This is a genomic window from Burkholderia sp. HI2500 (assembly GCF_002223055.1).
Classification (GTDB): Bacteria; Pseudomonadota; Gammaproteobacteria; order Burkholderiales; family Burkholderiaceae; genus Burkholderia.
Map to the genome: position 1 here is coordinate 80,014 of NZ_NKFL01000006.1, position 26,348 is coordinate 106,361.

Consider the following 26,348-nt stretch of genomic DNA (forward strand, 5'->3'; position numbering starts at 1 on the left):
GGCCGGGAGGGCTGAACGATGCGATACGAAACGATCAAGGTAAGCGAAGCCGGCCGCGTGGCGACCGTCACGCTCGCGCGTCCCGACGTGCGCAACGCGTTCAACGAGACGACGATCGCCGAGCTGACCACCGCGTTCGAATGGCTCGACGCGCATGAAGGCGTGCGCGCGATCGTGCTTGCCGCGGAAGGCGCGGCGTTCTGCGCGGGCGCCGACCTGAACTGGATGAAGAAGATGGCCGGCTACTCGGACGACGAGAACCGTGCCGATGCGCGCAAGCTCGCGCGGATGCTCGAGGCGATCCATCGCTGCGGCAAGCCGGTGATCGCACGCGTGCATGGCGACGCGTATGCGGGCGGCGTGGGCCTCGTGGCGGCGGCCGACATCGCGATCGCCGCCGACGGCGTGAAGTTCTGCCTGTCGGAAGCGCGGCTCGGGTTGATCCCCGCGACGATCGCGCCGTACGTGGTGCGCGCGATGGGCGAGCGCGCGGCGCGCCGCTACTTCACGACGGCCGAGGTGTTCGACAGCACGCGCGCGGCGTCGCTCGGCTTCATTCACGACGCGGTGCCGGCCGATGCGCTCGACGACACCGTCGCGAAGCTGGCCGCGACGCTCGTCGCGAATGGCCCCGACGCGGTGAAGGCGTGCAAGCGGCTCGTCGCCGACGTGGCCGGACGGCCGCTCGATGCGACGCTGATCGAGCAGACCGCCGACTGGATCGCGCGCACCCGCGCCGGCGCGGAAGCGCGCGAAGGGATTGCGTCCTTCCTCGAAAAGCGCACGCCGTCGTGGCGTGAATGATCGCGCAGCGCGCGTGACCCCCTCTTTCCGGACGACACCGAAGCCATGTTCGACAAGATTCTGATCGCCAACCGCGGCGAAATCGCGTGCCGCGTCGCCGCGACGTGCAAACGTCTCGGGATCGCGAGCGTCGCCGTCTATTCCGATGCGGACGCGAACGCGAAACACGTGGCCGCATGCGACGAGGCCGTGCACATCGGCGGCTCGGCCGCCGCGGACAGCTACCTGCGCATCGAGCGCATCATCGAAGCCGCGCGCGCCACCGGCGCGCAGGCGATCCACCCCGGCTACGGCTTTCTGTCGGAGAACGAAGATTTCGCACATGCGTGCGAAGCGGCCGGCATCGTCTTCATCGGGCCGCCGGTCGACGCGATCGCGGCGATGGGGTCGAAGGCGGCCGCGAAGGCGCTGATGCACGCGGCGGCCGTGCCGCTCGTGCCCGGCTATCACGGCGACGACCAGGATGCGTCCAACCTGCATCGCGAAGCCGACGCGATCGGCTATCCGGTGCTGCTGAAGGCCAGCGCGGGCGGCGGCGGCAAGGGGATGCGCGTGGTCGAGCGCTCCGACGATTTCCCGGCGGCGCTCGCGTCGTGCCAGCGTGAAGCCGCGAGCAGCTTCGGCAACGATCGCGTGCTGATCGAGAAGTACCTGACGCGCCCGCGCCACGTCGAGGTGCAGGTATTCGGCGACACGCACGGCAACACCGTGTACCTGTTCGACCGCGACTGCTCGGTGCAGCGGCGTCACCAGAAGGTGCTCGAGGAAGCGCCGGCGCCGGGTTTGCACGACGACGTGCGCCAGGCGATGGGTGAGGCGGCCGTCGCGGCCGCGCGTGCGGTGAATTACGTCGGCGCGGGCACCGTCGAATTCATCATGACGGGTGAAGCGTTCTACTTCATGGAAATGAACACGCGCCTGCAGGTCGAGCATCCGGTCACCGAGATGGTCACGGGGCTCGATCTCGTCGAGTGGCAACTGCGCGTCGCCTCCGGCGAGCCGCTGCCGCTGAAGCAGGACGAACTGCGCGTGCAGGGCCACGCGCTCGAGGCGCGTCTCTATGCGGAGAACCCGGCGCGCGGCTTCCTGCCGTCGACGGGTACGCTGAAGCACCTGCGGCTGCCGGCCGGCGTCGAGTTCGCGATCGGTGCGTCGGTGCGCGTCGACAGCGGCGTGCGCGAAGGCGATGCGATCACGCCGTTCTACGATCCGATGATCGCGAAGCTGATCGTTCATGGCGCGGACCGTGCGGAAGCGCTGAGCCTGATGCTGCGCGCACTGCGTGCCTGTGAAGTGGTCGGCCTGCACACGAACGCCGCGTTCCTGCAGCGAATCGTTGCGTGCGCACCGTTCGCGACCGCCGATCTCGACACGGGCCTGATCGAGCGCAACCACGACGCGCTGTTCGCGCCGCAGGCGCCGCCGCGCGCGATGCTGGCGCTCGCGTGCGCGGCGCTGCTCGCACGCGAACGCGGCGCGACTGCGCAGGGTTCGTCGCCGTGGGGCGCGCTGCCGGACTGGCGGCTGAACGGCGGCTATCGCCGCACGCTCGAATGGCTCGCGGCCGAGCGCGAAGCGGACGTGACGGTCACGTACGAGGACGACGGCGCGGGTACGCGCCTCGCGATCGGCGACGCCGCCGCGCAGCCGTTCGCGTGGACGCGTGGCGCCACGCCGCTCGATTTCGACGTGACGCTCGGCGGCGTGCGCAGCAGCGGCCGCGTGTATGCGGACGGCGACCACTTCCACGTGTTCACGCAAGGCGCGGCGGAGACGTTCGAATGGCGCAACCTGCTCGCGCATGCGGGTGACGCGGAGCAGGGCGGTGGCCGCCTGACCGCGCCGATGCCGGGCAAGGTGATCGCGGTGCTGGTCGAGCCCGGCCAGAAGGTCGAAGCCGGCACGCCGCTGATCGTGATGGAGGCGATGAAGATGGAGCACACGATCGGCGCGCCGAGCGCGGGCGTGGTCGCGGAAGTGCTGTACGGCGTCGGCGATCAGGTGTCGGATGGCGCGCAGTTGCTGATGATGGCGGAAGGCTGAGCAGCGCTTTCGTCGTACACGGGCTGGCGGCTGCCGGCCCGCGCAAAGCGCGTCGCGATTCACCGCGCGCCGGTGGTTGCGACAGCGCCGCTTCGATCGCGTCGACAAGCGGCAGCAGTACGAAGCTTTCGATTGGATTACGCATTCGCCGGCGCTGATGCCATGCAGCGCCGCACATTCCGCACCACGGGTGTTTTCACCCGCCGCACACCGATCCTCCCGCCGCACGACACCATCGTGTAACACGTCGAAATTAGCATCTCGCCGTCGATATGACCGGAGCGCATCCGCGCCTGGGTCACGTCGTCACATCCACGGAGAGACGTTATGCGAAACTCGGCCCTACGGCCCTTCGCGGTCGCTGGCCTGATCGCGCTGACCGCACTCCTCGGCGCCTGCAACGACGACGTGACCGCACCCGCCGCACCCGTCGCGCAGCAGAAGGCCGCCTGCGGCGGCGGCGTGGTCGCCACCGCGCAGATGCACTGCCCGCCCGGTTTCACCGCGCCTGCCTCCTCGCCCGCTTCCTGATCCCGGCCGTTTCCACCAGAAATCCAATCAAGAGCAACCAGCATGGCCACCCATTCGCGACGCGACTTTCTGAAGTTCTCCGCCGGCCTCGCCGGTGCGACCGCCGCCACCGCACTGCTGCCCGAATCGATCCGCAAGGCGCTGGCAATCGAGCCGAATACCGTGACGGGCACGATCCAGGATGTCCAGCACATCGTCGTGTTCATGCAGGAGAACCGTTCGTTCGATCACTACCTCGGTCACCTGAGCGGCGTGCGCGGCTACAACGACCGCTTCCCGGTCACGCTGCCGAACGGCAAGCCGGTGTGGTTCCAGCCGCGTCAGGAAGACACGTCGAGCGTGATCGCGCCGTTCCGCTACGACACGACCAACCCGGGCGTCAACGCGCAGTGCATCGGCGGCCTGCCGCATACGTGGGCGACGACGCACGGCGCGATCGACAACGGTCGCGCGGACCAGTGGGCGGTGCAGAAGTCGAACATGACGATGGGCTATCACGTCCGCGACGACATCCCGTTCCATTACGCGCTCGCGGATGCGTTCACCGTGTGCGACAACTACTTCTGCTCGATCCCCGGCAACACGCACCCGAACCGCATGTACCTGATGACGGGCATGGTCGACCCGCTCGGCACGGGCGGCGGCCCGCTGCTCGACAACACCGATTACATCGACAACCAGTTCGACAAGATCAAGCTGCCGCCTTTCAACTGGACGACCTACCCGGAACGGCTCGAAAAGGCCGGCATCTCGTGGCAGATCTATCAGCAGGGCACCGGGTTCGACAACTTCACCGGCAACTACGGCACGAACATGCTCGCGTGCTTCAACAACTTCGTGAATGCGCCGGCCGGCTCGTCGCTGCAGACGCGCGGGATGAGCACGCGGCCGATCACGCAGCTGAAGGCCGACGTACAGGCGAACGCGCTGCCGCAGGTGTCGTGGCTGCTGCCGCCCGCCGCGTATTCGGAACATCCGAAGTTTACGCCGCTCTACGGCGCGTACTACCTGTCGACGATTCTCGATGCGCTGACGTCGAATCCGGACGTGTGGAGCAAGACCGTCCTGCTCGTCATGTACGACGAGAACGACGGCTTCTTCGATCACGTCGTGCCGCCGTCGGCGCCGACGCTGCCGGGCTCCGGGATGAGCACCGTGGACGTGTCGCTCGAGCGGCACAACGTCGTGACCTCGACCCAGACCGGCACGTACACGGCCGACAACCTGCCGTATGGCCTCGGGCCTCGCGTGCCGATGTTCGTGGTCTCGCCGTGGTCGAAGGGCGGCTTCGTCTGCTCGCAGGTCTTCGATCACACGTCGGTGCTGCAATTCATCGAGAAGCGCTTCGGCGTGATGGAAACGAACATCTCGCCGTGGCGCCGCGCGATCTGCGGCGACCTGACGTCGGCGCTCGACTTCTCGAAATCGGATGCCACGCTGCCGACGCTGCCGAGCACGCAGGCGTATGTCGCGCAGGCGGACCTGCAGTGCTCGCGCGCGTCGTCGCAGACCGCGCCGGCCAGCACCGCGCAACAGGTCGTGACCGCGCAGGAACCCGGCACGCGGCCGGCGCGCGCGCTGCCGTACGAACTGCATGTGACCGGCCAGCTCCAGGCGCAGGGCTACGCGCTGACGTTCGCGAATACCGGCACGCAAGGCGCGCACTTCTGGGTCTATACGGGTGACGCGACCGCGATGCCGCGCCGCTATACGGTCGAAGCGGGCAAGCAGCTGACCGATACGTGGGCGCTCGACGCGAACGGCAACTACCTGGTGAGCGTGTGGGGGCCGAACGGTTATTTCCGGCGCTTCGCGGGTTCGGCCGCGGCGGATGCCGGCGCGAAGCCTGAAATCACGCCGTGCTACGACACGGCCAACGGCGACGTGTACGTGACGATCGCCAACGCGGGCACCGGCGCGCTCACGGTCACGGTGACCGATGTCGCGTACGGTAGCGCCGCGCGCACGCTGACGGTGCCGGCGGGGCAGCGCATCGAGGCGCGCTGGGATCTGTCGTGCAGCAGCCACTGGTACGACCTGCAGTTCGCGGTGGCGGGGAATGCCGGCTGGACGCGACGTATCGCGGGGCACGTGGAAACCGGCAAGCCCAGCCTTACCGATCCGGCCGCCGTCGCGCCGACGGTGACGGCGATCTGACCGCGGCCCGTGCGTGCCGGCGGCTCGCCGGCACGCGATGAGCGCCGTCGCTCGGGGGATGGATTGTAGTCATCCAGCGGCTTTTGCCGCTTCGAACATCGGTATCAGCCCAGCACCCCGTCGTCGTGCGCCATCATCAGCGCACGCATCGCGGACCACATTCCGTAGTAGTGGACGATGTAGCTGTCCGCGCGCCGAAACAGCCAGGGCGTGTTGAAGCTGACGAGATCGGCCACGCCTTCGCCGTCCAACTGCCCGTCGCGCTCCATCGCGCGAATGAAATGCAGCTGGTCGCCGTCGCTCGCGTAGACGCTCGACCGGTCGTGCAGCGCGGCGATCGTCGTCATCATGTCGCGCAGCATCGCGTCGTTGCGCTCGGTGTGCCGGAACGCCATCACGCCCGAGTTGAACGCCCACTGGCCGAGATCGTGCGCGAGCAGCCAGTCGCGCCCTTCGAGCAGCGGCGCCAGCGCTTTCTGCTGGTCCGCGATCAGCACGTCGGCATCGAGCCACACGACCCATTCGTGATGCTGCAGGTACGCATGCAGCAGCCACGGCTTGAACCAGTTGCCGGTCGCGTTCAGGCCGATCTCGGCCGGAATGTCGCGATGCACGTAGAGCGTGTAGCCGTGCGTGTCGCAGTACCGCCGGAAATTCCGTTCGGCGACGCGCGCATAGCTGCCGATGTTCGGCGTGTAGAGCGTCATCAACGCAATCGGGCGGCCCGGGTTGTAGGTGCTGCGCTCGGCGGCTTCGTCCGGCGTGTTGGCGGCGTCGTGATCGAACGAGAACATCGGCCGGCCGGCGGCACGGCATCGATTGACGTACGCGACGAGCGTGTCGCGGAAACGGGGTGTCGTGCCTTTCCGTTCGGGATCGTCCGGCGTGTCGTCGATGCTGATCGCGAACGTCGGTTCGCGGCTCCACATCGGATCGAGGTCGGGGCTGCTCGGCATGACCGGATACAGCCCGTCGATCGGGGTCATGTAGTGATGCGTGTCGAGCGCCGCGAACAGCGCGGCCTCCGAGGTCAGCCGCGGTTCGCTGCCGAGCTTGCAGCGTTGCACCAGCTGCATCACGATCGCCCGCACGGCCGCCGTATTGCGCCAGATCTGCACGTCGACCTGCGGCAACGGGGGCGCGAACGCGTCGACGAACAGCATGTCGCGGCCGCGCATCAGGCGATCGAGCGCGACGGGCTCGATGATCGCCGCATCTTCGCTGAGCAGCAGCACGAGCTCGTCGGGCTGCGCGCCGCGCAGCACATGAAGCAGTGATTCGTAGCGATGGAGCGGCCGCAACGGCAGCGCCTGCGGCATCGCGGAGGCGTCGACGATTGCGTGGCGATAGCCGTGCGCCTGCGCGTACTGCCGGTGATTCTCGAGGCTGGCGGGCGCGTCGTGACTGAAATGGCTGAGGACGATCATCGCGCGCTCCGGAGGCCGCGAAGCGGATCGCGGCGGGCGCCGGGCGCGGGGCGTGTCGGCACGGCATCGCGGCCGGGCACGCGTTCCGGCGCATGCCGCCCCTGTTCATGATGGATTGCCCGGAAGACTTGCGCGGCGTCGCGTTCCATTCTGTCAGCCATTTTTTCCGCAGCGTGGCTGCGAGGTCGTTGTCTGCCCGCGCCGGATGCCGATACCGTCCGGTCATCCCCCGGCATCCCGGTAGCGCGGCGGGTCGCCGGAGTATCGCACAACCGTCTCGCCGATTGGCATGCGCCGGCCGTGCGCTGACCATCCCTGACAGTATGCGGCCGGCGCTCCGCTAGAATGCCCGCTGGCCGCCGGCGAGCGCCGCTTGACGCGGGCGGCGCATCGCGCGCTACACTGCGTCCATTCCATCCCCATCCAACCTTCCATCCCGCCGACGATGACGTCCCCTGTCCTGAACGGCCTGCGCATCGGTATCACGATCGGATTGCGTGCCCCCGACGAAAGCCTGTGGATCAACGGCATCAAGCAGAACGCGCTGTTTCTCGCGAAGCTGCTGATGGCGTCGCCGCACGGCTACCGCGTGACGCTGGTCAACACCACCGATGTGCCGCTCACCGATGCGCTGCCGTGGGATCGCCACGTATTCGACACGCGCACGTTCGACGACATGAAGGATTCACTCGACGTGATGATCGAGCTCGGCGGCCAGGTCAACGGGGAGCAGACGGCCTACCTGAAGGCGCGCGGCGCGAAGCTCGTCAGCTACTGCTGCGGCGTCGAGTACATCAACGTGATGGAGTCGATGCTGTTCGGCCGCCGGCTGTGGGATTCGCTGTTCATCAACCGCGGCTACGACGAGGTGTGGGCGATTCCGCAGATCGCGCCCTCGTCGCTGCCGTTCCTGCAGTCGCTGCGCCGCTGCCCCGGGCGCGTCGTGCCGTTCGTGTGGGATCCGATGTTCCTGAGTGCGCGCGCCGCGCCGCTGCCCGAGCACGGTGAATACCGGCCGCGCAGCGAGCCCGGCAAGCGGCTGACGGTGATGGAGCCGAACCACGACGTGGTGAAGTTCTGCGTGTATCCGATGCTGATCATCGACGAAGCGTATCGGCGCGACCCCGATGCGATCTGCTTCACGCACGTGACGAATGCCCTCCATCTCGCACACGACAGCCCCGAGTTCGTGATGCTGATGAACTACCTCGACATCGTGCGCGCGGGCAAGGCGAGCTTCGTCGGGCGCTTCGATACGCCGCTGTTCCTGGCCGACCTGACCGATATCGTCGTGTCGCACCAATGGTCGAACCCGCTCAACTATTTCTATTTCGATGTGTGCTGGCAGGGCTATCCGCTCGTGCACAACGCGAGCCTCGCGCCCGATCTCGGCTACTACTATCCGGACAACGACGTGCAGCAGGGCGCCGATGCGCTGCTGCGCGCGCTGCATACGCACGATGACGACTGGGAAGCGTACACGCGGCGCCAGCGCGAGATCCTCGGCCGCTATACGTCGGCCAATCCGGCACTCGTCGCCGAATACGACGCGCTGCTCGCGAACCTGGTCGGCGCCTCGGCTGCATAAGGCCCGATGTTTCGCGCGACGCACACCGTCGCGCCCAATCCCGCCATCGGGATTGTCCCGCCCTAATGTCTGACGAAATAGTGCCGTTAAAAAAGAAACCGCCGAACCCGATCGGTTCGACGGTTTTGAAGGCACGAATTTGACGGCTCCGAGGGAAGTCCGTCGGAAATCATTTTAGAGGTTAACAAGTATTTAAGATTGTTAAAAATGATTCAATCTATAATCATCATATGAATTAAATTGATATTATCGATTAAATGCTGTTTGATTCATGTTTGAAAATTCAATAATTCGTTTGAAGCAATAAAATTGAATGCTGCGACGACCGAATGACGTGCGGCAGCCGATTTTCGACGTAGGTGCCGGCCTCCGCGATAGGCTCGACAGCGGGCGATGACACGATACTTCATGGGGCGGTATTTATCTGATCAATTCAGGATTTCCTGATTTAGAGATCCGTAAATTCCTGGTGAATTGATTTGGATCGAGTTGTTTAGTCGAAAGAAATAAACAGCATTCGAATCGGGGTTCCGTAATTTGCGTTAGTGTGACCTGTCGCACATTCGGTATCGTGCGCGCATGGTGTATTTCCAGTAACTGAATATCGTTGAAAAATATCGAATTTGACGGCGCGCCGAAGCGAACAGTACGCCCCCGGAAAAGATCGACATAACAGGATGGGCCGGGTAGGCGGCGGAGCGCGTCATGGGTCGGCTTGCTCCGCATGTTTGTTGAGGTCGAGCCGCGATCGGCGGCTCGCCATTTGCCGGAGCGCCGGATGAATGCGGTCGAAGCTCGCCTGGAGGCGAATCGGGAAGCGAATCGTGACGAAATCGATCTCGTGTTCGGCGCCCCCGACGATCATCCCGACCTTGCGTCGGTACGCAGTTTCGTGGAAAGCCGGCTCGGGTTCGCGCAAGAGCCCGTGTGCCGGGCGGACCTCTCGGGTGGTGTGCTGTACCAGGAATGCCTGGCGCGATTGCGGTGGGGTGAGCGCGATACGCTGCCGCCGGTCGCGTTCCTGCCGCGCCTCGAGGCGCTCGGGCTGATGCGGTGGTTCGACCGGCTCGTGGTCGGCCGGACGATCGATGCGCTGCGTGCCGATCCGGCTGCCGTTTACGGCTGCAACGTGGCGGCGGCGAGCGCGGTGGTCGACGACGCGTGGCTGGCCATCTTCAGGCGGCTCGAGCGCGAGCCGTCGGTCGCGGCGCGGCTGGTGGTCGAGATCACGGAGACGGGGCCGCTGAACCCCGTCGCGGGGCGATCGTTCGTGAACCGCTTCCGGCAGGCCGGGTGCCGCATCGCGATCGACGATTTCGGGGTCGGCTTCAGCGCATTGAACAACCTGGTGGTCGGCAATCCCGACATCGTGAAGCTCGACCGGTCGATCCTGTCGATGATCAAGCGCAACGCGATCGGGCGTTACCAGCTCCGCCGGCTGATCGCGTTCGCGCATGAAGGGGCGCGACACGTCGTCGTCGAAGGCGTGGAGAGCGAGGTCGACCGGCAGATCATCCTGGATGCCGGCGTCGCGTGGGCACAGGGCATCCGTTTTTCGTGGCGGTCGCCGGCCGCCGCGTGACGGCGCGGGAACAGGCGAGGTGGCGTGCAGGATGCACGCCGATGTCGGGCGTGATCGGCGCGTGGCCGGGACGAATCGCAAAGGGGCTGAGCATGGCAGGGACGAAGGCCGGAGGCGGAACGGGCACGCAGGCGGCCGGTGCGCGCGACCTCGTCGCGATCACCGAGCTGGCCGACATGCTGTGGCAACTGGGCGCCGAATCGACCGAGGTGCCGATCGACGTCGCACCGTATCTCGACGGCCTGAAAGCCATTGCACGCCGCATTCAGCGGATGACGCCGCTCGACGCCGGCGGCCGCGAGCTGGCGGCGCGGCACTATTACGCGGCCGTCATCGCGGGCGCGTGCGGCGACGATTCGGCCATCGCGCGCGGCGTGTCCGACAGCCTCGTCAAGCCATCCGGCGGCGCCAGCCGGCCGGTGGCGCATTGCTTCGCGGTGCTCGCGCGGATGGGGCGGCGGCATGGCCGTACGTTCGCCGCGCAGAGCGGCGATCGGGTGCTGGTCTAGCGCCTGTTCACGCCAGTCACGGGTGCCGGCGCGGCACGAGGCGCACGGCCCGCGTCGACATCATCCGCGCGCCGCGGCCCCGATCAACATCCTGTCGATCAATCCTTCCCGAATCCGCCGAGCACGAACGCCATCGCGCGGTCGACCGCGTCGTCCCATTGCCCGACGCGCGCGGCGCGCACGATCCGGATGCCGGGATAGAGCGCGGTGCGCGAGCCGGTTTCCCAGCGCGCGTCGGCTTTCGGGCTGAGCAGCAGCACGGCCGGCACGCCGAGCGCGCCGGCGAGGTGGATGTGCGCGGTGCAGGTGGTCACCACGGCATCCAGCGCCAGCATCAGCCCCGCCAGGTCGCTGAAGTCGCCGATCGCGTGATGCGGGAACGTCACCGGCAGGTCCGATTGCTCGGACTGCGCGGACAGGTCGCGGTTGATGCAGTACGCGGCGTGGCCGTGCATTCGCGTCAGCGGCGCGAAGTCGCGCAGGCTGGCCGCGCGATGGAAGCGCGCGTCGCTTTCGTCGCGCCCGCGCCAGTTGAGCCCGATGCGGCGCGTGCCGGCGGGATGGCCGTCGCGCGACACGCGCTCGCGCCACGCGGCCGCGCGCTCGGGCGGGCACGACAGGTAGGCGGCCGCCGAGCCTGCGGGCGCCGGCGCATAGCCGAACTGCGCGGCGAGCATCAGGCACGAACACCAGTAGTCGTGCGCGAGCGGCGACGTGTCGACCCATGCGCCCTGTGTGCCGATGAATTCGATGTGCGGGAACGTGTGACGCAGCAGGCCCGTCAGCGCGTCCGGCACGACGACGGTCACGCTCGTGCAGCCGAGTGCGCCGAGCGCAGGCAGGTAGCGCGCGTACTGGAGCTGGTCGCCGACGCCGCCGTAGCTGAGCACGAGCAGCCGTTTGCCTTGCAGCGGCTGGCCCTGGTAGAGCCGCTCCGTCGCCAGCCCGAACTGGGCGGCCGTCAGCACGTTTTCGCTGGCGATGGTGGCGAGGGCGGCCTCGTCGCGCCGGCCGGCGCGCAGCAGCAGCGCCGAACGCGCGAGTTCGATGCGCCCACGCGTCGCGTCGGGCAGGGCGGCAGGATCGCCGAAGCGTTCGAGCGCCGCGAGCCCGGCTTCGGGCGCGCCGGCGAAGCCGTAGCACGACGCGAGCTGCAGCGCGATCGCATCGTCGTCGAGCCCGCGGCCGCGCACACGGTGCCAGCGGTCGATGGCATGGCCCCATTCGCCGCGCGACTCGTGGTCGAGTGCGAGATTCCAGTTCGTTTCGGGCGCCTCGGCGTCGGCGGCTGCGGCTGTCGCTGCCGGGGGCGCCGTATCGCTTTCCGCCTCCGCCGTGACGGCGAGCGGTTCGCCCGAGATGATCAGCTTCTGTCGGTCCCAGCGCGGGTTCGGCACACACAGCATGTTCAGGCCGTCGATCCGGTAGAACGTGTAGTCGAGGCCGGCGAACGTGGCGATGATCGGCGCCTCGCCGACTTTCCAGTATTCGATCCAGCACCACGGCAGATGCGTCTCGATCAGCCGGCGCGCGCCGCGCAACGCGTCGATCTCCATTCCTTCGATGTCGAGCTTCAGGAAATCCAGCCGAGGCAGCCCGAGCGAGTCGAGCCGCACGACCGGGGTCGGCGTGCCGCCGTCAGCCTGCCCGCCGACGAGCGAGACCTGGCCGAAGTCGGCCTCCTGTCCGTAGTCGACGTCGGGCACCTTCATCGTCCCGTTGGCGCTGGCGAGCCCCATGTTCAGCAGATGGACGTTGTCGAGCTGGTTGAGCGCGACCGTGCCGCCGAGCGCATGGAACAGCGTGCGCTGCGGCTCGAACGCATACACGCGGCCGCCGCGCGCACGCAGCCGGTGCGCGATCGGCACGCACACGAGCCCCGCATTTGCGCCGCCGTCCACCGCGATCGCATCGTCCGGCAACTGGTCGATCACGTGCAGGATCGTGTCGAGCTCACCCTGGATGTGCGGCCGGCCGGTCTTGATCAGCGCTTCGGCCTGAAGCGCGCAGTGCCGGTTGATGACGAACGGGCCGTGGATCGAATCGATCACGACGAAATTGCGGACGGTCTGATTCATGGGCGGGGCGTGTGCGAAGGAGGTCAGCCGAGCGCGCGGCCGTCGAACAGCTGCCGGATCTGCGCGGAATACGCGTGGACGTTGTGCTCGGCGAGCGTGTCGACCTGGTGCAGGCAGCGGCGGGACGCGGCCGCGTAGTCGTCGAGCCGCCCGTCGTGCGTCTGCGCGGCGGTCGCGATCGCACGCGCCGCATCGAAAATCTCGAAGTCCGGGTAGTAGTAGCCGACGTCGCGCAGGAACGGCGAGTTGTGCACGAGCGGGTAGTTGCCGTACAGCGCGTCGTACAGCAGGTAGTTGAGGCCGTTTTCCCAGTGATGGGACACGACGATGTCGGTGTGGTGCGCGGCCCAGGCGACGAACGGCGCGCGCACGTCGGCGGTCGCCTTGCCGTCGCGCACCATCTCGAGCCCGAGCGCGAGATGCTTGAAGGCGACGTTTTCCTTCTTGTCGAACGTGTTGGTCATGAACACGTGCTCGACGAGCGCCGGATGCTCGACGTAGCACGCGTTCGCGGCGAGCATCGGCACGATCGAGCTCTTCACGACGTTCAGGTTCGGTTCGAAGAACGCGATGCGTTTCGCGGTGCCGTGGTTGCGATAGCCGAAGCGCGCCTTCAGTTCAGGGTCGGCGTCGAGGCTGCGTTCGATGAAATACGGCGACCAGATGTGCGGCAGCTCGATCACCGGTGCGCGATAGACGGCCTGGAAATAGGCCGCGCACGTGTGCATGTGCTGCGGGTTGGTCCAGATCTCGTCGAACTGCACGCGGTTCGGGTTCGGCCGCCACTGATTCTTCTCGAAGTTGATCGTCTCGACCGCGATCACGTAGTCGTTGCCGAAGCGGTACGACACGCACTTGCCGCCGCGCCGGCGTACCGCATCCGTGTGGGTCTGGTCGATGAACGCATTCATCTCGATCAGCAGGTCGGTCTGGTGGACGACGGCCGACAGCGGCCGCAGCGCGTCGCCGAACGCGTCCATCATCAGCGCTTGCGGATAGTCGGTGATGCCGTCGTCGTGCGCGAGCCAGACCTCGCCGATCAGCGGCGACTGCTTCAGCAGCATGTACAGGAACACGCAGTGCTGGTTCGCGCCGTTGTACCAGATCGACTGCGTCGCGTCGCGCTGCACGTTCATCGTTATCGCGACATTGAGTTTCATCGGAGGCTCCGTGGTGCGGGCGATGCGCGGATTACGGCGTGCCGCTCGGCGACTTGTATGGCACGTAGCCGGTCAGGTGCCACTGGCCGTCGTCGAGACGAAAGCTCAGTTTCTCGAACATGGTTTCGCCATTCGTCAGCGTCGTGGTGTAAGCGACGTTCGCGTAGAAGCCGTCGGGCGTCGTCGCGGCATTCACGGAGTGGATACGCGTGATCTGCATCCAGTCGCGGTGGCTGACCGAGCCGACGCTCTGGCGCGCACGCTGCGTGTCGGCCACGAACTGGTCCTGCTTGATGCGCGCCTTCACGAACGGGGCGGCGTCGGTCCACACCGCGCCGAACTGGCCGGCGTCGAGCTGCTTGAGCACCGCAGCCGAGTCGCTCAGCAGCGTGTCGGCCGACGGGCCGGTCGATTGCGCGTGTGCGCCGATCGCGATCGAAGCGACGGCGCAGCCGATCAGCCATTTTGCGCGGGTGAGGAGCGGGCGTGCGTTCATGTCGGAGTCCGGAAGGGGCGGCGCGTCACGCGTCGCGATAGAGGGTGGCGATCGCGTCCGTATAGGCGGCGACGTTCTCGGGGTTGTAGATGCTGACGGCGCTGAGCACGTGCTTCGATTGCTCGCGGTACGCGTCGAGGTTCGCGTCGTGCTCGGTGAACGCCTTCAGCAGCGCGCGGCCGCCGGCCTGGCAGTCGAAGTCCGGATAGAAATACCCGGCCTTGCCGAGGAACGGCGAGTTGTGGATCAGCGGGTAGTCGCCGTACAGCAGCTCGTAGTACAGGTAGTTCTGCGCGTTTTCCCACGTGTGCGACACCACCGCATCGCCGTATGCGGCCATGAACTCGTACACCGCATAGCGGCTTTCGAACGTCGTGATCCCGTGGTTCACGATGTCGAGGCTCTTCGCGAAGTGGACGAACGTCGCATGCTCCTTCAGGTGCAGCGTGTTGCACACGCGCACGAACTCGAGGAAATCAGGCTTGGCCCGATACGCTTCCTCGGCCACCAGCATCGGGATCACGCTCGTCTTCACCATGCAGATGTTCGGCTCGAACATCGTCACGCGCCAGCGCGGCTTGCCGGGCGCATAGCCGAACGACAGCCCGGCGCCGAGCGTCGCGCGCGCCTTGTCGAACAGCATCGGGTGCCAGATATGCGGGACGATCGTGACGGGCGCGCGCAGGCCCGTCTGGTAATAGTGCAGGCACGAGCGCTCGAATTCGGGGATCGTCCACACGGCGTCGTACGGCGCGCCCGAGAACAGGAAGCCCGACGGCTTGTCGAACATCGCGCGTTCGATGTCGATCACGTAGTCGTTGCCGACGCGCATCGTGACGACCTTGCCGCCGCGCTCGCGGAACGCGCGCAGATAGTCCGCGCCGAACTGCGCGCTCATTTCGATCAGGACGTCGCAGCGCTGCAGCGCTTCGTCCATCGACAGCAGCGGCACGTCCCATTCGCCGAGCATCATCTGCGGATCGGCAACCTGTTCGCCGCCGTTCACCATCACGGCTTCCGCGACGAGCGGCGACTGGCGCAGCAGCAGGATCAGCAGCAGGCAGTTCTGGAAGATGCCGTTTTCCCACAGCGACTGGCCGGCGCCGCGCACGAACAGCGACACGCCGACGACGAGACGCTTGCCCTCGCCGGGCGCTTGACGGGCATTGGAGTCCGACATGCGTATGCTCCGGTTCAGGCGACCAGACGCGAGACGAACGCGTCGAGGTTCGCGGGGTTGTCGATCGAGACCGACTGCAGCAGCCGGCCGGCCTTCGCGCGGTAGTCGTCGAGGCGTTCGTCGTGATGCAGCCACGCCTCGAGCAGTGCTCGGCCGCCCGCGGCGGAATCGAAGTCCGGGTAGTAGTAGCCGGCATCGCCGATCAGCGTCGAGTTGTGGATCAGCGGGTAGCCGCCGTACAGCACGTCGTAATACAGGTAGTTCTGCCCGTTTTCCCAGTGGTGCGACACGACCGCGTCCGCATGGCGCGCCATGAAGCCCGGCAGGTCGAGGCGCGGCTCGAAGGTCGCCTTGTGCTGGCGCACGAGCTCGAGGCTGTTCGCGAAGTGCACGAAGGTCGGATGCTCCTTCATGTGCAACGAATTCACGACGAACATGTGCTGGACCGCGTCCGGGCGCGCGCGGTAGAACTCGTCGCACGCGAGCATCGGGTAATGGCAGGACTTCGCGACCGAGATGTTCGGTTCGAGCATCGCCAGGTGCCACGGGCGGCGGCCCGGCCGATAGCCGAACGTCGCGCCTTCCGCGGCGAGCGCGGCGATGCGGCGATCGAGGAAGTACGGCGACCAGATGTGCGGCATCAGGTGGACCGGCGCGCGCAGGATGGTCTGCAGCATTGGCGCGGCGGTCTTGTCGTATTGCGGCAGCAGCCACACTTCGTCGAACGGCGCGCCGTTGAAGATGTGTCCCGACGGTTTGCCGAAGATCGGGGTTTCGCACAGGCCGGCATACACGTGCCCGCAGAAGAACGCGGCGATTTTCTTGCCGAGCGCCTTCATGTGCCTGAGCCATTCCACCGGCAGCTGCGCGCCCATTTCGATCACGACGTCGAGTTCGTGCGTGACGTCGGCGGGCTTCACGAGCGGGATGTCGAGGCCGTCGAGTTCGAGGCCGGCCGGCAGCGCGCTGGCGTCGCCGCCGTTCAGGAAGTAGACGGGGCCGACACGATCCGAGCGCTTGAGCATCATCGCGAGGAACGCGATGTTCTGGTGTATGCCGTTTTCCCAGATCGCCTGGCCGTCGCGCGCAAACAGCGAGATGCCGACCGCCGGCCGTTGCTTGCGGGTGCCGCCCGAGGCGGCTTCATTGATGTCCGTCACCGGTTGGTTTCCTCTGCGGCGTCGTGCGTCCGGGCATCGCGTCGAGCGTCTGGCCTGGAAGCGGCGCGCCGTGGATCGTCATGGTTGCATGTGCGCCGGTGCGCCGCGGCGGGCGAATCGGGCGACCGGGTTCGCGAGGGCGGCAGCCGGTTTCCGGCGTGTCGTCGGGTACGCCTGGCACGGCGTGCGAGTCGGGCAGGCTGCCCCGGCGACTGTCTGCGGCGATTGTGGCACGGAAACCACCGGTTTTGGCAGGACGTGACGAACTTTGACATAGCCGCCGGCCAACGGAAACGGGCGCCGGCGAAGCGGCGCCCGGGCGATCCGGCGGCGGTCGGGTGCGAGCGCGGCGCGGCGCTGGCGGCCGGCCGGATCGTTGCGCCGCGCGCGGCGGCGGCCCGCTCAGTGCTGCAGGCGGATTTCCACGCGGCGGTTGCTGGCGCGGCCTTCCGGCGTCGTGTTGGACGCGACCGGATCGGCCTTGCCGCGACCCGTGACCGTCAGCGAGTCGGTCTTCAGGCCGTGCGCCTTCAGGTACGCCGCGACGGATTCGGCGCGGCGCTTCGACAGCGCGAGGTTGTAGTCGTCGCTGCCCACCGAGTCCGTAAAGCCGGTGACGCTCACCTGCGAGTACGTGTGGTCGGCGCGCTCGCTCAGCAACCGGTCGAGCGATTCGCGCGCGGTCGGGGCGAGCGTCGCGTGGTCGGTCGCGAACAGCGCGTCGCCCGACAGGTTCACCTGTTCGACGACGGCAGCCGCCGGCGCGGCGGCCGACGCTGCTTCGGCCGGCGCCGCGCCGCACTGGAACACGAGCGTCGCGGGATCGGATTTGTCGCGCAGCGCGCGGGCCGAGTCGACGGCGCGCACCGGCTCTTCGCCGCAAATCTTGCGGGCGGCCTTCATGCAGGTTTGCGGGCCCGACAGCAGGCCGTGGCAGTCCACCTGGAAGGTCCGCACGCCGTCGCGCGGCTGCAGTTCGGAAGCGCTGAAGGTCGGGCCGGATGCGGTCGAGCACGCGGCGAGGGCCGTTGCGGAAAGTGCGAGCGCAAGAGCGAGTTTGTTCACGGTTACATCCTCAATGCTTGGGTTGACTGAAGCCCGCCACGGGTGGCGCGGCGGGCTCGTCCGGCCGTCGGGGCCGCCGCGGGCCGTCCGGCTGGCGAGCCGGGCGGCCTGGCGGCGCGACGCGTTACTTCCACTGGTACAGCATGCCGGCGCCGATCACCTTCTGACCGCCGCTGAAGCCGCCGTTGATCGACGCCTTCAGGTTCTCCGTGACGCGAGCCTGCATGTTGACCGCCATCGCCTTCTGGCCGAGGAAGGTCGACGTACCCACGCCCATCCCGAAGTTGGCATCGCGATCGAGCTGCGGGATCGATGCCATCGCGCCGACGGCCGCGATACCCTGCTTCGCCATCTGGTCGGTCTGCTGCAGTTGCGAACCCAGCGAGTTGATCTGCGCCTGCTGGCCCGACAGTGCCGTCGACAGCGTCGTCTGCACTTGCGTCAGCTGGTTCACGTTCACCGCGTCGGTGCCTTGCGTGCCCGGCGCGACGTTCGTGATCTGGCGCTGCTGCTGGTCGCTGCCGACCGACACCACGTTCGAGCGGCCGCCGTCGTTGGAGCCCGCACCGATCGCCACCGAGTTCGAACCGGCGGTGACGACCGGAAGGTCGTTGCCCTTGCCGTTCAGGTCGGCGGCGACGCCGTTGTTGTTGTTGGAACGAATCGTGTTGTTGTTGATCGTCGTCGACAGCGAGTTCAACGTGTTGTTGATGTTGGTCACGCCGGTCGACAGCGAGGCCACGTTGCTGTTCGTCGTGCTCAGGCCGGTGGACAGCGAGCCGATGCCGGTCGAGGTCGACGTCGACAGCGAGTTGACGTTGCTGTTGGTCGTGCTCAGGCCCGTCGACAGCGAGTTGATCGCGGTCGAGGTCGAGGTGGACAGCGAGGCCACGTTGCTGTTCGTCGCGCTCAGGCCGGTGGACAACGAGCTGATGCCCGTCGACAGCGACGCGACGTTCGACGCGGTCGACGTCGACAGCGTGTTGATCGCGTTGTTCGTCGCGTTGAGCTGGCTGCCGTTGATCGCGTCCGTGCTGCTGGCCGAGATCCGGCCCGCGGCGACGTTCGTGATCTGGCGTTCCTGGCCCGGTGCGCCGACGCTCACCACGCCGACCGGCGAGCCGCCTGCGAAGGGGTACGTGACACCGCCGATCGTGGCGCTCGACGTCGGGTTCGCGGCGCTCGTGACCGAGTTCGCGCCGAGCGCGATCGAGTTGGCGACGTTGGCCTGTGCGTTCGTGCCGAAGGCGAGTGCGTCGGCGGCGGTTGCCTTCGCAGCCGAGCCGTACGCTTGCGCGCCGGTGGCGCTTGCCGTGGCCTGGTTGCCGAGCGCGATCGTGTTGTCCGCGGTGGCCTGGTTCGAGCTGCCGAGGGCGAGCGCGCTCGCGCCGTTGGCCGTGTTCGCGTTGCCGAGCGCCACTGCGCCGTTGCCGGTCGCCGTGTCGTTCGCGCCCATCGCCACCGCGCCGGTACCCGTTGCGATGCTCGGGTCGCCGATCGCGACCGCGCCGTCGCCGGTTGCCGTGTTGCCGGAGCCGATCGACACGGCCTTGCCGCCCGTTGCCGAGGCGTTCTGGCCGATGGCGACCGCGCCTGCCGACTGTGCGTTCGAGCCGTCGCCGACCGCGACGCTGCTGGCGCCTGCCGCGCTGGCGTTCACGCCGGCTGCGAGGGCGTTGGTGCCCGTTGCGCCCGTGTTGTCGTAGTTGGCTTGCTGCACGCCGTTGTCGTTGACGCTGTAGTAGTGCGTCTTCGCGGCGTTGATCGCGGTCGAGGTCGAGGTCGACAGCGAGGTGATCGAGCTGGTCGCCGACGACAGGCCCGTCGACGTCGAAGTCGACAGCGAGATTACCGAACTATTCGTCGAGCTGAGGCCCGTGGACAACGAACCGATCGAGCTGTTGGCCGACGAGAGGCCCGTCGAGGTCGAGGTCGACAGCGAGGTGATGGAGCTGTTCGCCGAGGACAAGCCGGTCGAGGTCGACGTGGACAGCGACGTGATGGAGCTATTCGCCGAGGACAGGCCGGTCGAGGTCGAGGTCGACAGCGACGTGATCGAGCTGTTGGCCGACGAGAGACCGGTCGAGGTCGAAGTCGACAGCGAGGTCACCGAACTATTGGTCGAGCTGAGACCCGTGGACAGCGAACCGATCGAGCTGTTAGCCGACGAGAGGCCGGTCGACGTGGAAGTCGACAGCGACGTGATCGAGCTGTTTGCCGACGACAAGCCGGTCGAAGTCGAGGTCGACAGCGAGCCGATCGAGCTGTTCGCAGACGACAAGCCGGTCGACGTGGAAGTCGACAACGACGTGATCGAGCTGTTTGCCGACGACAGGCCCGTCGAGGTCGAGGTCGACAGCGAGGTGATCGAGCTGTTGGCCGAGGACAGACCGGTCGACGTGGAAGTCGACAGCGACGTAATCGAGCTATTCGCCGACGACAGACCCGTCGAGGTCGACGTGGACAGCGACGTGATCGAGCTGTTAGCCGAGGACAGACCGGTCGAGGTCGAGGTCGACAGCGAGGTGATCGAGCTGTTAGCCGAGGACAGGCCGGTCGAGGTCGAAGTCGACAGCGAGGTGACCGAACTATTGGTCGAGCTGAGACCCGTGGACAGCGAACCGATCGAGCTGTTAGCCGACGACAAACCAGTCGAGGTTGAAGTCGACAGCGAGGTCACCGAACTATTCGTCGAGCTGAGGCCCGTGGACAGCGAACCGATCGAGCTGTTAGCCGAGGACAGGCCGGTCGACGTCGAAGTCGAAAGCGACGTGATCGAACTATTAGCCGACGAGAGGCCGGTCGAGGTCGAGGTCGACAGCGAAGTCACCGAACTATCCGTCGAGCTGAGACCCGTGGACAGCGAACCGATCGAGCTGTTAGCCGACGAGAGACCCGTCGACGTCGAGGTCGACAACGACGTGATCGAGCTGTTCGCCGAGGACAAGCCGGTCGAGGTCGACGTGGACAGCGACGTGATCGAGCTGTTAGCCGACGACAGGCCGGTCGATGTCGAAGTCGACAGCGAGGTGACCGAGCTATTGGTCGACGAGAGGCCGGTCGAGAGCGAACCGATCGAGCTGTTGGCCGACGACAGGCCCGTCGAGGTCGACGTCGAGAGCGAACCGATCGAGCTGTTAGCCGACGAGAGGCCGGTCGACGTCGAGGTCGACAGCGAGGTGATCGAGCTGTTGGCAGACGAGAGCCCCGTCGACGTCGACGTGGACAGCGAAGTGATCGAGCTGTTAGCCGAGGACAAGCCGGTCGAGGTCGAGGTCGACAGCGAGGTGATCGAGCTGTTGGCCGACGACAAGCCGGTCGACGTCGACGTGGACAGCGAAGTGATCGAACTGTTAGCCGAGGACAGGCCGGTCGACGTCGAGGTCGACAGCGAGGTGATCGAGCTGTTGGTCGACGAGAGGCCGGTCGAGAGCGAACCGATCGAGCTGTTTGCCGACGACAGACCAGTCGAGGTCGAAGTCGACAGCGACGTGATCGAACTGTTAGCCGACGAGAGGCCGGTCGACGTGGAAGTCGACAGCGATGTGATCGAGCTGTTTGCCGACGACAGGCCGGTCGAGGTCGAGGTGGACAGCGACGTGATCGAGCTGTTTGCCGACGACAGACCAGTCGAGGTCGAAGTCGACAGCGACGTGATCGAACTGTTAGCCGACGAGAGGCCGGTCGACGTTGAAGTCGACAGCGACGTGATCGAGCTGTTAGCCGAGGACAGACCGGTCGACGTCGAGGTCGACAGCGAAGTGATCGAACTGTTAGCCGACGACAGGCCCGTCGACGTCGAGGTCGACAACGACGTGATCGAGCTATTAGCCGAGGACAGACCGGTCGACGTCGAAGTCGACAGCGAGGTGACCGAGCTATTGGTCGACGAGAGGCCGGTCGAGAGCGAACCGATCGAGCTGTTGGCCGACGACAGGCCCGTCGACGTCGAGGTCGACAACGACGTGATCGAGCTGTTGGCCGACGACAGGCCCGTCGACGTCGAGGTCGACAACGACGTGATCGAGCTGTTAGCCGAGGACAGGCCGGTCGAGGTGGAAGTCGACAGCGACGTGATCGAACTGTTAGCCGACGAGAGGCCCGTCGACGTCGAGGTCGACAGCGAGGTGACCGAGCTATTGGTCGATGAGAGGCCGGTCGAGAGCGAACCGATCGAGCTGTTGGCCGATGACAGGCCCGTCGACGTCGACGTGGACAGCGAAGTGATCGAGCTGTTAGCCGAGGACAAGCCGGTCGAGGTCGAAGTGGACAGCGACGTGATCGAGCTATTGGCCGACGACAGACCGGTCGAAGTCGAGGTCGACAGCGAAGTTACCGAACTATTCGTCGAGCTGAGGCCGGTGGACAGTGAACCGATCGAGCTGTTGGCCGACGACAGACCCGTCGACGTCGACGTCGACAGCGACGTGATCGAGCTGTTAGCCGACGACAGGCCGGTCGAGGTCGAGGTGGACAGCGACGTGATCGAGCTGTTGGCCGACGACAGACCCGTCGACGTCGACGTCGACAGCGACGTGATCGAGCTGTTAGCCGACGACAAGCCGGTCGAAGTCGAGGTCGACAACGAAGTCACCGAGCTATTCGTCGAGCTGAGGCCGGTGGACAGCGAACCGATCGAGCTGTTAGCCGACGACAGGCCGGTCGAGGTCGAGGTGGACAGCGACGTAATCGAGCTGTTGGCTGACGACAGCCCCGTCGACGTGGAAGTCGACAGCGACGAGACCGAACTGTTGGTCGAACTCAGGCCGGTCGACAGCGACGAGATTGCGCTGCTGGACGACGACACAGTTGTCGACAGCGAATCCACGGCCACATTGGTTGCAAAGAGCTGCGAGCCGTTGATTGCGTCGGTACTGGCCGCGGAGATCGCGCCGGCCGCAACGTTCGTGACCTGGCGCTGGTTGGTCGAGCTTCCAACACTGACCACGCTCGTCGGATTGCCGCCCGCGAACGTGCTGGTTACGCCACCGACGGTACCGGTAGGCGTCGGGTTGGCTGGGGCCGTAGTGGAGCCGCTGCCCAGCGCGACGCTGCCGACGTTGCTCGCGACGGCATTCGGGCCGATCGCGACCGCGTTGCTTGCGCTCGCGCTCGCAGCATTGCCGACGGCGACGCCGCTTGCGCCGGCTGCGTTGGCAGCATTGCCGACGGCGACACTGCTGGCGCCCGCGGCCGTGGCGGCTACACCGGCGGCGAGCGAGTTGATGCCCGTTGCGCCGTTGTTGTTGTAGTTGGCTTGCTGCACACCACCGTCGTTGACGCTGTAGTAGTGCGTCTTCGCGGCTTCGATCGCAGTCGAGGTCGAGGTGGACAGCGAGGTAATCGAGCTGGTGGCCGACGACAGACCGGTCGACGTGGACGTGGACAGCGAGTTGATACCGGTCGATGTGGACGTTGACAGCGAGGTGATCGAGCTGGTAGCCGACGACAGGCCGGTCGAGGTCGAAGTCGACAGCGAAGTGACCGAGCTATTGGTCGACGAGAGACCGGTCGAGAGCGAGCCGATCGAGCTGGTAGCCGACGACAGGCCGGTCGAGGTCGAAGTCGACAGCGAAGTGACCGAGCTATTGGTCGACGAGAGACCGGTCGAGAGCGAGCCGATCGAGCTGGTGGCCGACGACAGACCGGTCGAGGTCGAAGACGACAGCGAAGTGACCGAGCTGTTGGTCGACGAGAGACCGGTGGACAACGAGCCGATCGAGCTGGTAGCCGACGACAGGCCGGTCGAGGTCGAAGTCGACAGCGAAGTGACCGAGCTATTGGTCGACGAGAGACCGGTCGAGAGCGAGCCGATCGAGCTGGTAGCCGACGACAGACCCGTCGAGGTCGACGTGGACAGCGACTTGATCGAGCTGTTAGCCGACGAGAGGCCGGTCGACGTGGAAGTCGACAGCGAAGTGACTGAGCTATTGGTCGACGAGAGGCCGGTGGACAGCGAGCCGATCGAGCTGTTAGCCGACGAGAGGCCGGTCGACAGCGAACCGATCGAGCTGGTAGCCGACGACAGACCCGTCGACGTCGAAGTCGACAACGAAGTGACCGAGCTATTGGTCGACGACAGGCCGGTCGACAACGAGCCGATCGAGCTGGTGGCCGACGACAGACCCGTCGATGTCGAAGTCGACAGCGAAGTGATCGAGCTATTCGCCGACGACAAACCGGTCGAAGCCGACGTCGACAGGCTCGTGATGCTCGACGTCGTCGTGCTTGCTACCGAATAGAGCTGGCTGCCGTTGATCGCATCGGTGCTGGTCGACGTGACGAGGCCCGCTGCAACGTTCTGGATGCGACGCTCGTTGCCCGCCGTACCGACGCTGACGACGCCGTTGGCAGCGCTTGCGCCGGCAAAGTTGCCGAACGTCTGGCTACCGATCGTGGCGGAGCTGATCGAACCTGTGCCGCCGGTCGCCGAGTTCGCTGCACCAATCGTCGCCGAGTTGTTGCCAAGAGCAACGGAATTTGCCACGTTGGCTGTCGACAGGTAACCGAGCGCCATCGCGTTGCCGGCCGAAGCGGTCGACTGGTATCCCATCGCGACCGCATTGCCGTTGCCGCTGGCCGTCGCAAACGAACCGATCGAAATGTTTCCTGCCTGGGAAGCCGTGGATTGCTGGCCGATTGCCACGCTCTGGAGCGCACTTGCGGTGGCCACGCCAAGCGCCACGCTGCCCCCGCCAGCCGCGCTGGCATTGACGCCGATCGCGGTCGCATAGTTCGCCGTCGCGGAGCTGCCGTTGCCGTAAGCGGAAGCCGGTGCCGAAGAGCCGCCCGCATATGACGAAGCGCCGATTGCGGTCGAACCTGCGTAAGCCGCCGTGGCGCTGCTGCCGATACCGACCGAACCCGCACCCGTCACGCTGTTGGCACTGCCGAGCGCAACCGCGCCGGTGCCATTCGCCGAGTTGCCGTTGCCGAGCGTGACCGCGCCCGTGCCGCTTGCCGAATTGCTGGTGCCGAGCGCAACCGCGCCGTCGCCGCTGGCCGTCTGCGAACGACCGATCGCCACCGCGCCGCCAGTTGCGGAACCGCTGTTGGCCGTCGTGCCCGACGAGCCGATTGCGACGTTCTGGCCGGTTGCACCGGAAACGACGCCATCGCCCTGTGCGATGCCGTAGGCGCCGTTCGTCGTCGCACCACGGCCGATCGCGATGCCGGACGTTGCGCTCGAGGTGACCGACGATTGGCCGCCGATCGAGATCGAATCCTGCGCGGTCGCCTGTGCGCCCGCGGTGGAGTTGCTGCCGATCGCGGTCGAGCCGGCGCCGGACGCCAGTGTCTGAATGCCGTTGACCGCGCTGGTGCTACCCATGGCGGTTGCATAGTTGCCGGTTGCCTTCGTGCCGCTGCCAACGGCGGTGGCGAACTGGCCGGTTGCCGACGTGCCCTGGCCGAATGCGGAAGAGGCAGTGTTGGTGGCCGATGAGCCCGTACCGAAAGCCGTCGAGTTCGATCCGCTGGCGACCGTGTTGCTCGGCGAGTTGGCGCCAATAGCAATCGCGCCGGCATTGGAGGCGGTCGGGCTTTGGCCCGCCACGCACGAGCCGAAAGAGCCGGAGCCGATGGCGATCGAGGTTGAGCTGGTCGAATTGCCGCCCCCGGCGCTATACCCGGATGTCGAGCACTGCGCATAGGCGACGTTGCCGCCGGCCGCCCCGGCGACCATGATGGCGGCCGCGACGGCCTTGACGACGGCCGACTTGTTCGGCTTGCCCCGTGCCGAATCGATTTCCGATGCGGCGACCCACGCGCCGAGGGATTCGTTCCAGATCGAGCGGTATGTGCGGTTCATGTCCTGCTACCTCCAAATATGCACGCCACACACCGGTCTCTTTTGTTAGAGGAATACTCCGTGCGCTCGCGCGAATCTCAAAATTGATGGGCGGAGTTTATTGGAGGGGGATTTTTCAGATTGATAAAAAGTGATAAATAGCGGGTTTTGAAAGTTAAAGGATGGTTAATAAGTCGCGTTTTGATGCATCTGTGTGGAATGTATTTGAAAGTTGTAAGAATGTTTAGTGCAGGGTTTGAAACTTCCGGGGGCGCCTTGGTTTTTCGCATAAAAATCATAGGTTTACGGTAGTTTTGTGCGTTGGATTACACAACGGAGACACTCAATTGTAAGATGGATGAAATAGCAAACGTTTGCGGAGCGGAGGATTCTTTCGGCTATGTAATGTATGTGGATGTGCCATGGGATAATGTGATTCCCATCTTGTCAATGTGTTAATTCAAGATTTGTGTTTCGTTTTTATATTGATTTTATAGATTATCTTTAAATTAAATTAATTTGAAATATCGAACATCTGGCTGTGCTGATTTACGCATCGGGTCCACTGCGATGGCCCGCGAGACGGGCGTTTCGGGCCGGTTGGCCCGTCCAATTTGTAAAAAAGTGCTACAGGGTGGTGGGCCGAACCATCACCATTCATCTTTCGAATTTGTCCTATTGACTATTTCGATGATGGTGACAATCGGATGGGATTCGGCGACGGGGCGAATCCGTCTGACAGGCGTGACGGACTTCGATGGTGCGCCTGGCGGCGACAG

Annotated in this window: 15 protein-coding genes; 7 read left to right on the forward strand and 8 right to left on the reverse strand. The window is 65.9% G+C overall.

Annotated features, from left to right (window positions below; genetic code table 11):
• Positions 1 to 18 precede the first annotated feature (18 nt).
• The 4 genes from CFB45_RS18110 (at position 19) to CFB45_RS18125 (ending at position 5,535) form a co-directional block, all read left to right on the forward strand.
• Positions 19 to 804, forward strand: coding sequence for an enoyl-CoA hydratase/isomerase family protein (locus tag CFB45_RS18110; protein ID WP_089426733.1), 786 nt, complete (start codon positions 19 to 21; stop codon positions 802 to 804).
• A 45-nt stretch (positions 805 to 849) separates the two neighbouring features.
• The gene (locus CFB45_RS18115) at positions 850 to 2,847 is read left to right on the forward strand and encodes an acetyl/propionyl/methylcrotonyl-CoA carboxylase subunit alpha (protein ID WP_089426734.1); all 1,998 of its coding nucleotides are present in this window, start codon (positions 850 to 852) and stop codon (positions 2,845 to 2,847) included.
• Between the two features lie 327 nt (positions 2,848 to 3,174).
• Positions 3,175 to 3,378 carry a hypothetical protein gene (locus CFB45_RS18120; RefSeq protein WP_039339629.1) on the forward strand — a complete coding sequence of 68 codons (204 nt, stop codon included), beginning with the start codon at positions 3,175 to 3,177 and terminating at the stop codon, positions 3,376 to 3,378.
• A 42-nt stretch (positions 3,379 to 3,420) separates the two neighbouring features.
• The gene (locus CFB45_RS18125; RefSeq protein ID WP_089426735.1) at positions 3,421 to 5,535 is read left to right on the forward strand and encodes a phosphocholine-specific phospholipase C; all 2,115 of its coding nucleotides are present in this window, start codon (positions 3,421 to 3,423) and stop codon (positions 5,533 to 5,535) included.
• A 104-nt stretch (positions 5,536 to 5,639) separates the two neighbouring features.
• Here the strand turns inward: CFB45_RS18125 and CFB45_RS18130 are convergent, their stop codons facing one another.
• A complete protein-coding gene (locus CFB45_RS18130) occupies positions 5,640 to 6,962 on the reverse strand; it encodes a galactosyl transferase GMA12/MNN10 domain protein (RefSeq protein WP_089426736.1) in 1,323 nt (440 codons plus the stop codon).
• 445 nt (positions 6,963 to 7,407) lie between these two features.
• On the opposite strand from CFB45_RS18130, the gene CFB45_RS18135 reads away from it, so the two are divergent.
• From CFB45_RS18135 to CFB45_RS18145, 3 genes are all read left to right on the forward strand, one after another.
• Positions 7,408 to 8,550 carry a DUF2827 domain-containing protein gene (locus CFB45_RS18135; protein WP_089426737.1) on the forward strand — a complete coding sequence of 381 codons (1,143 nt, stop codon included), beginning with the start codon at positions 7,408 to 7,410 and terminating at the stop codon, positions 8,548 to 8,550.
• 778 nt (positions 8,551 to 9,328) lie between these two features.
• Complete coding sequence (locus CFB45_RS18140; protein ID WP_089426738.1) at positions 9,329 to 10,132, forward strand: EAL domain-containing protein; 804 nt, start codon at positions 9,329 to 9,331, stop codon at positions 10,130 to 10,132.
• Between the two features lie 92 nt (positions 10,133 to 10,224).
• The gene (locus CFB45_RS18145; RefSeq protein WP_089429033.1) at positions 10,225 to 10,641 is read left to right on the forward strand and encodes a hypothetical protein; all 417 of its coding nucleotides are present in this window, start codon (positions 10,225 to 10,227) and stop codon (positions 10,639 to 10,641) included.
• 98 nt (positions 10,642 to 10,739) lie between these two features.
• Here the strand turns inward: CFB45_RS18145 and CFB45_RS18150 are convergent, their stop codons facing one another.
• From CFB45_RS18150 to CFB45_RS38455, 7 genes are all read right to left on the reverse strand, one after another.
• Positions 10,740 to 12,719, reverse strand: coding sequence for an FkbM family methyltransferase (locus CFB45_RS18150; protein WP_089426739.1), 1,980 nt, complete (start codon positions 12,717 to 12,719; stop codon positions 10,740 to 10,742).
• Positions 12,720 to 12,742: 23 nt separating this feature from the next.
• A complete protein-coding gene (locus CFB45_RS18155; protein ID WP_089426740.1) occupies positions 12,743 to 13,879 on the reverse strand; it encodes a DUF2827 family protein in 1,137 nt (378 codons plus the stop codon).
• 31 nt (positions 13,880 to 13,910) lie between these two features.
• Positions 13,911 to 14,375, reverse strand: a complete 465-nt coding sequence (locus CFB45_RS18160) for a DUF4019 domain-containing protein (RefSeq protein ID WP_089426741.1) — start codon at positions 14,373 to 14,375, stop codon at positions 13,911 to 13,913.
• A gap of 25 nt (positions 14,376 to 14,400) precedes the next feature.
• The gene (locus tag CFB45_RS18165) at positions 14,401 to 15,555 is read right to left on the reverse strand and encodes a DUF2827 domain-containing protein (RefSeq protein WP_089426742.1); all 1,155 of its coding nucleotides are present in this window, start codon (positions 15,553 to 15,555) and stop codon (positions 14,401 to 14,403) included.
• A gap of 14 nt (positions 15,556 to 15,569) precedes the next feature.
• Entirely contained in the window at positions 15,570 to 16,715 is a 1,146-nt protein-coding gene (locus tag CFB45_RS18170; protein WP_089426743.1) for a DUF2827 domain-containing protein, read from the reverse strand.
• A 402-nt stretch (positions 16,716 to 17,117) separates the two neighbouring features.
• Positions 17,118 to 17,780, reverse strand: coding sequence for an OmpA family protein (locus tag CFB45_RS18175; protein WP_089426744.1), 663 nt, complete (start codon positions 17,778 to 17,780; stop codon positions 17,118 to 17,120).
• Positions 17,781 to 17,904: 124 nt separating this feature from the next.
• Entirely contained in the window at positions 17,905 to 25,590 is a 7,686-nt protein-coding gene (locus CFB45_RS38455; RefSeq protein ID WP_144025248.1) for an ESPR-type extended signal peptide-containing protein, read from the reverse strand.
• Positions 25,591 to 26,348 lie beyond the last annotated feature (758 nt).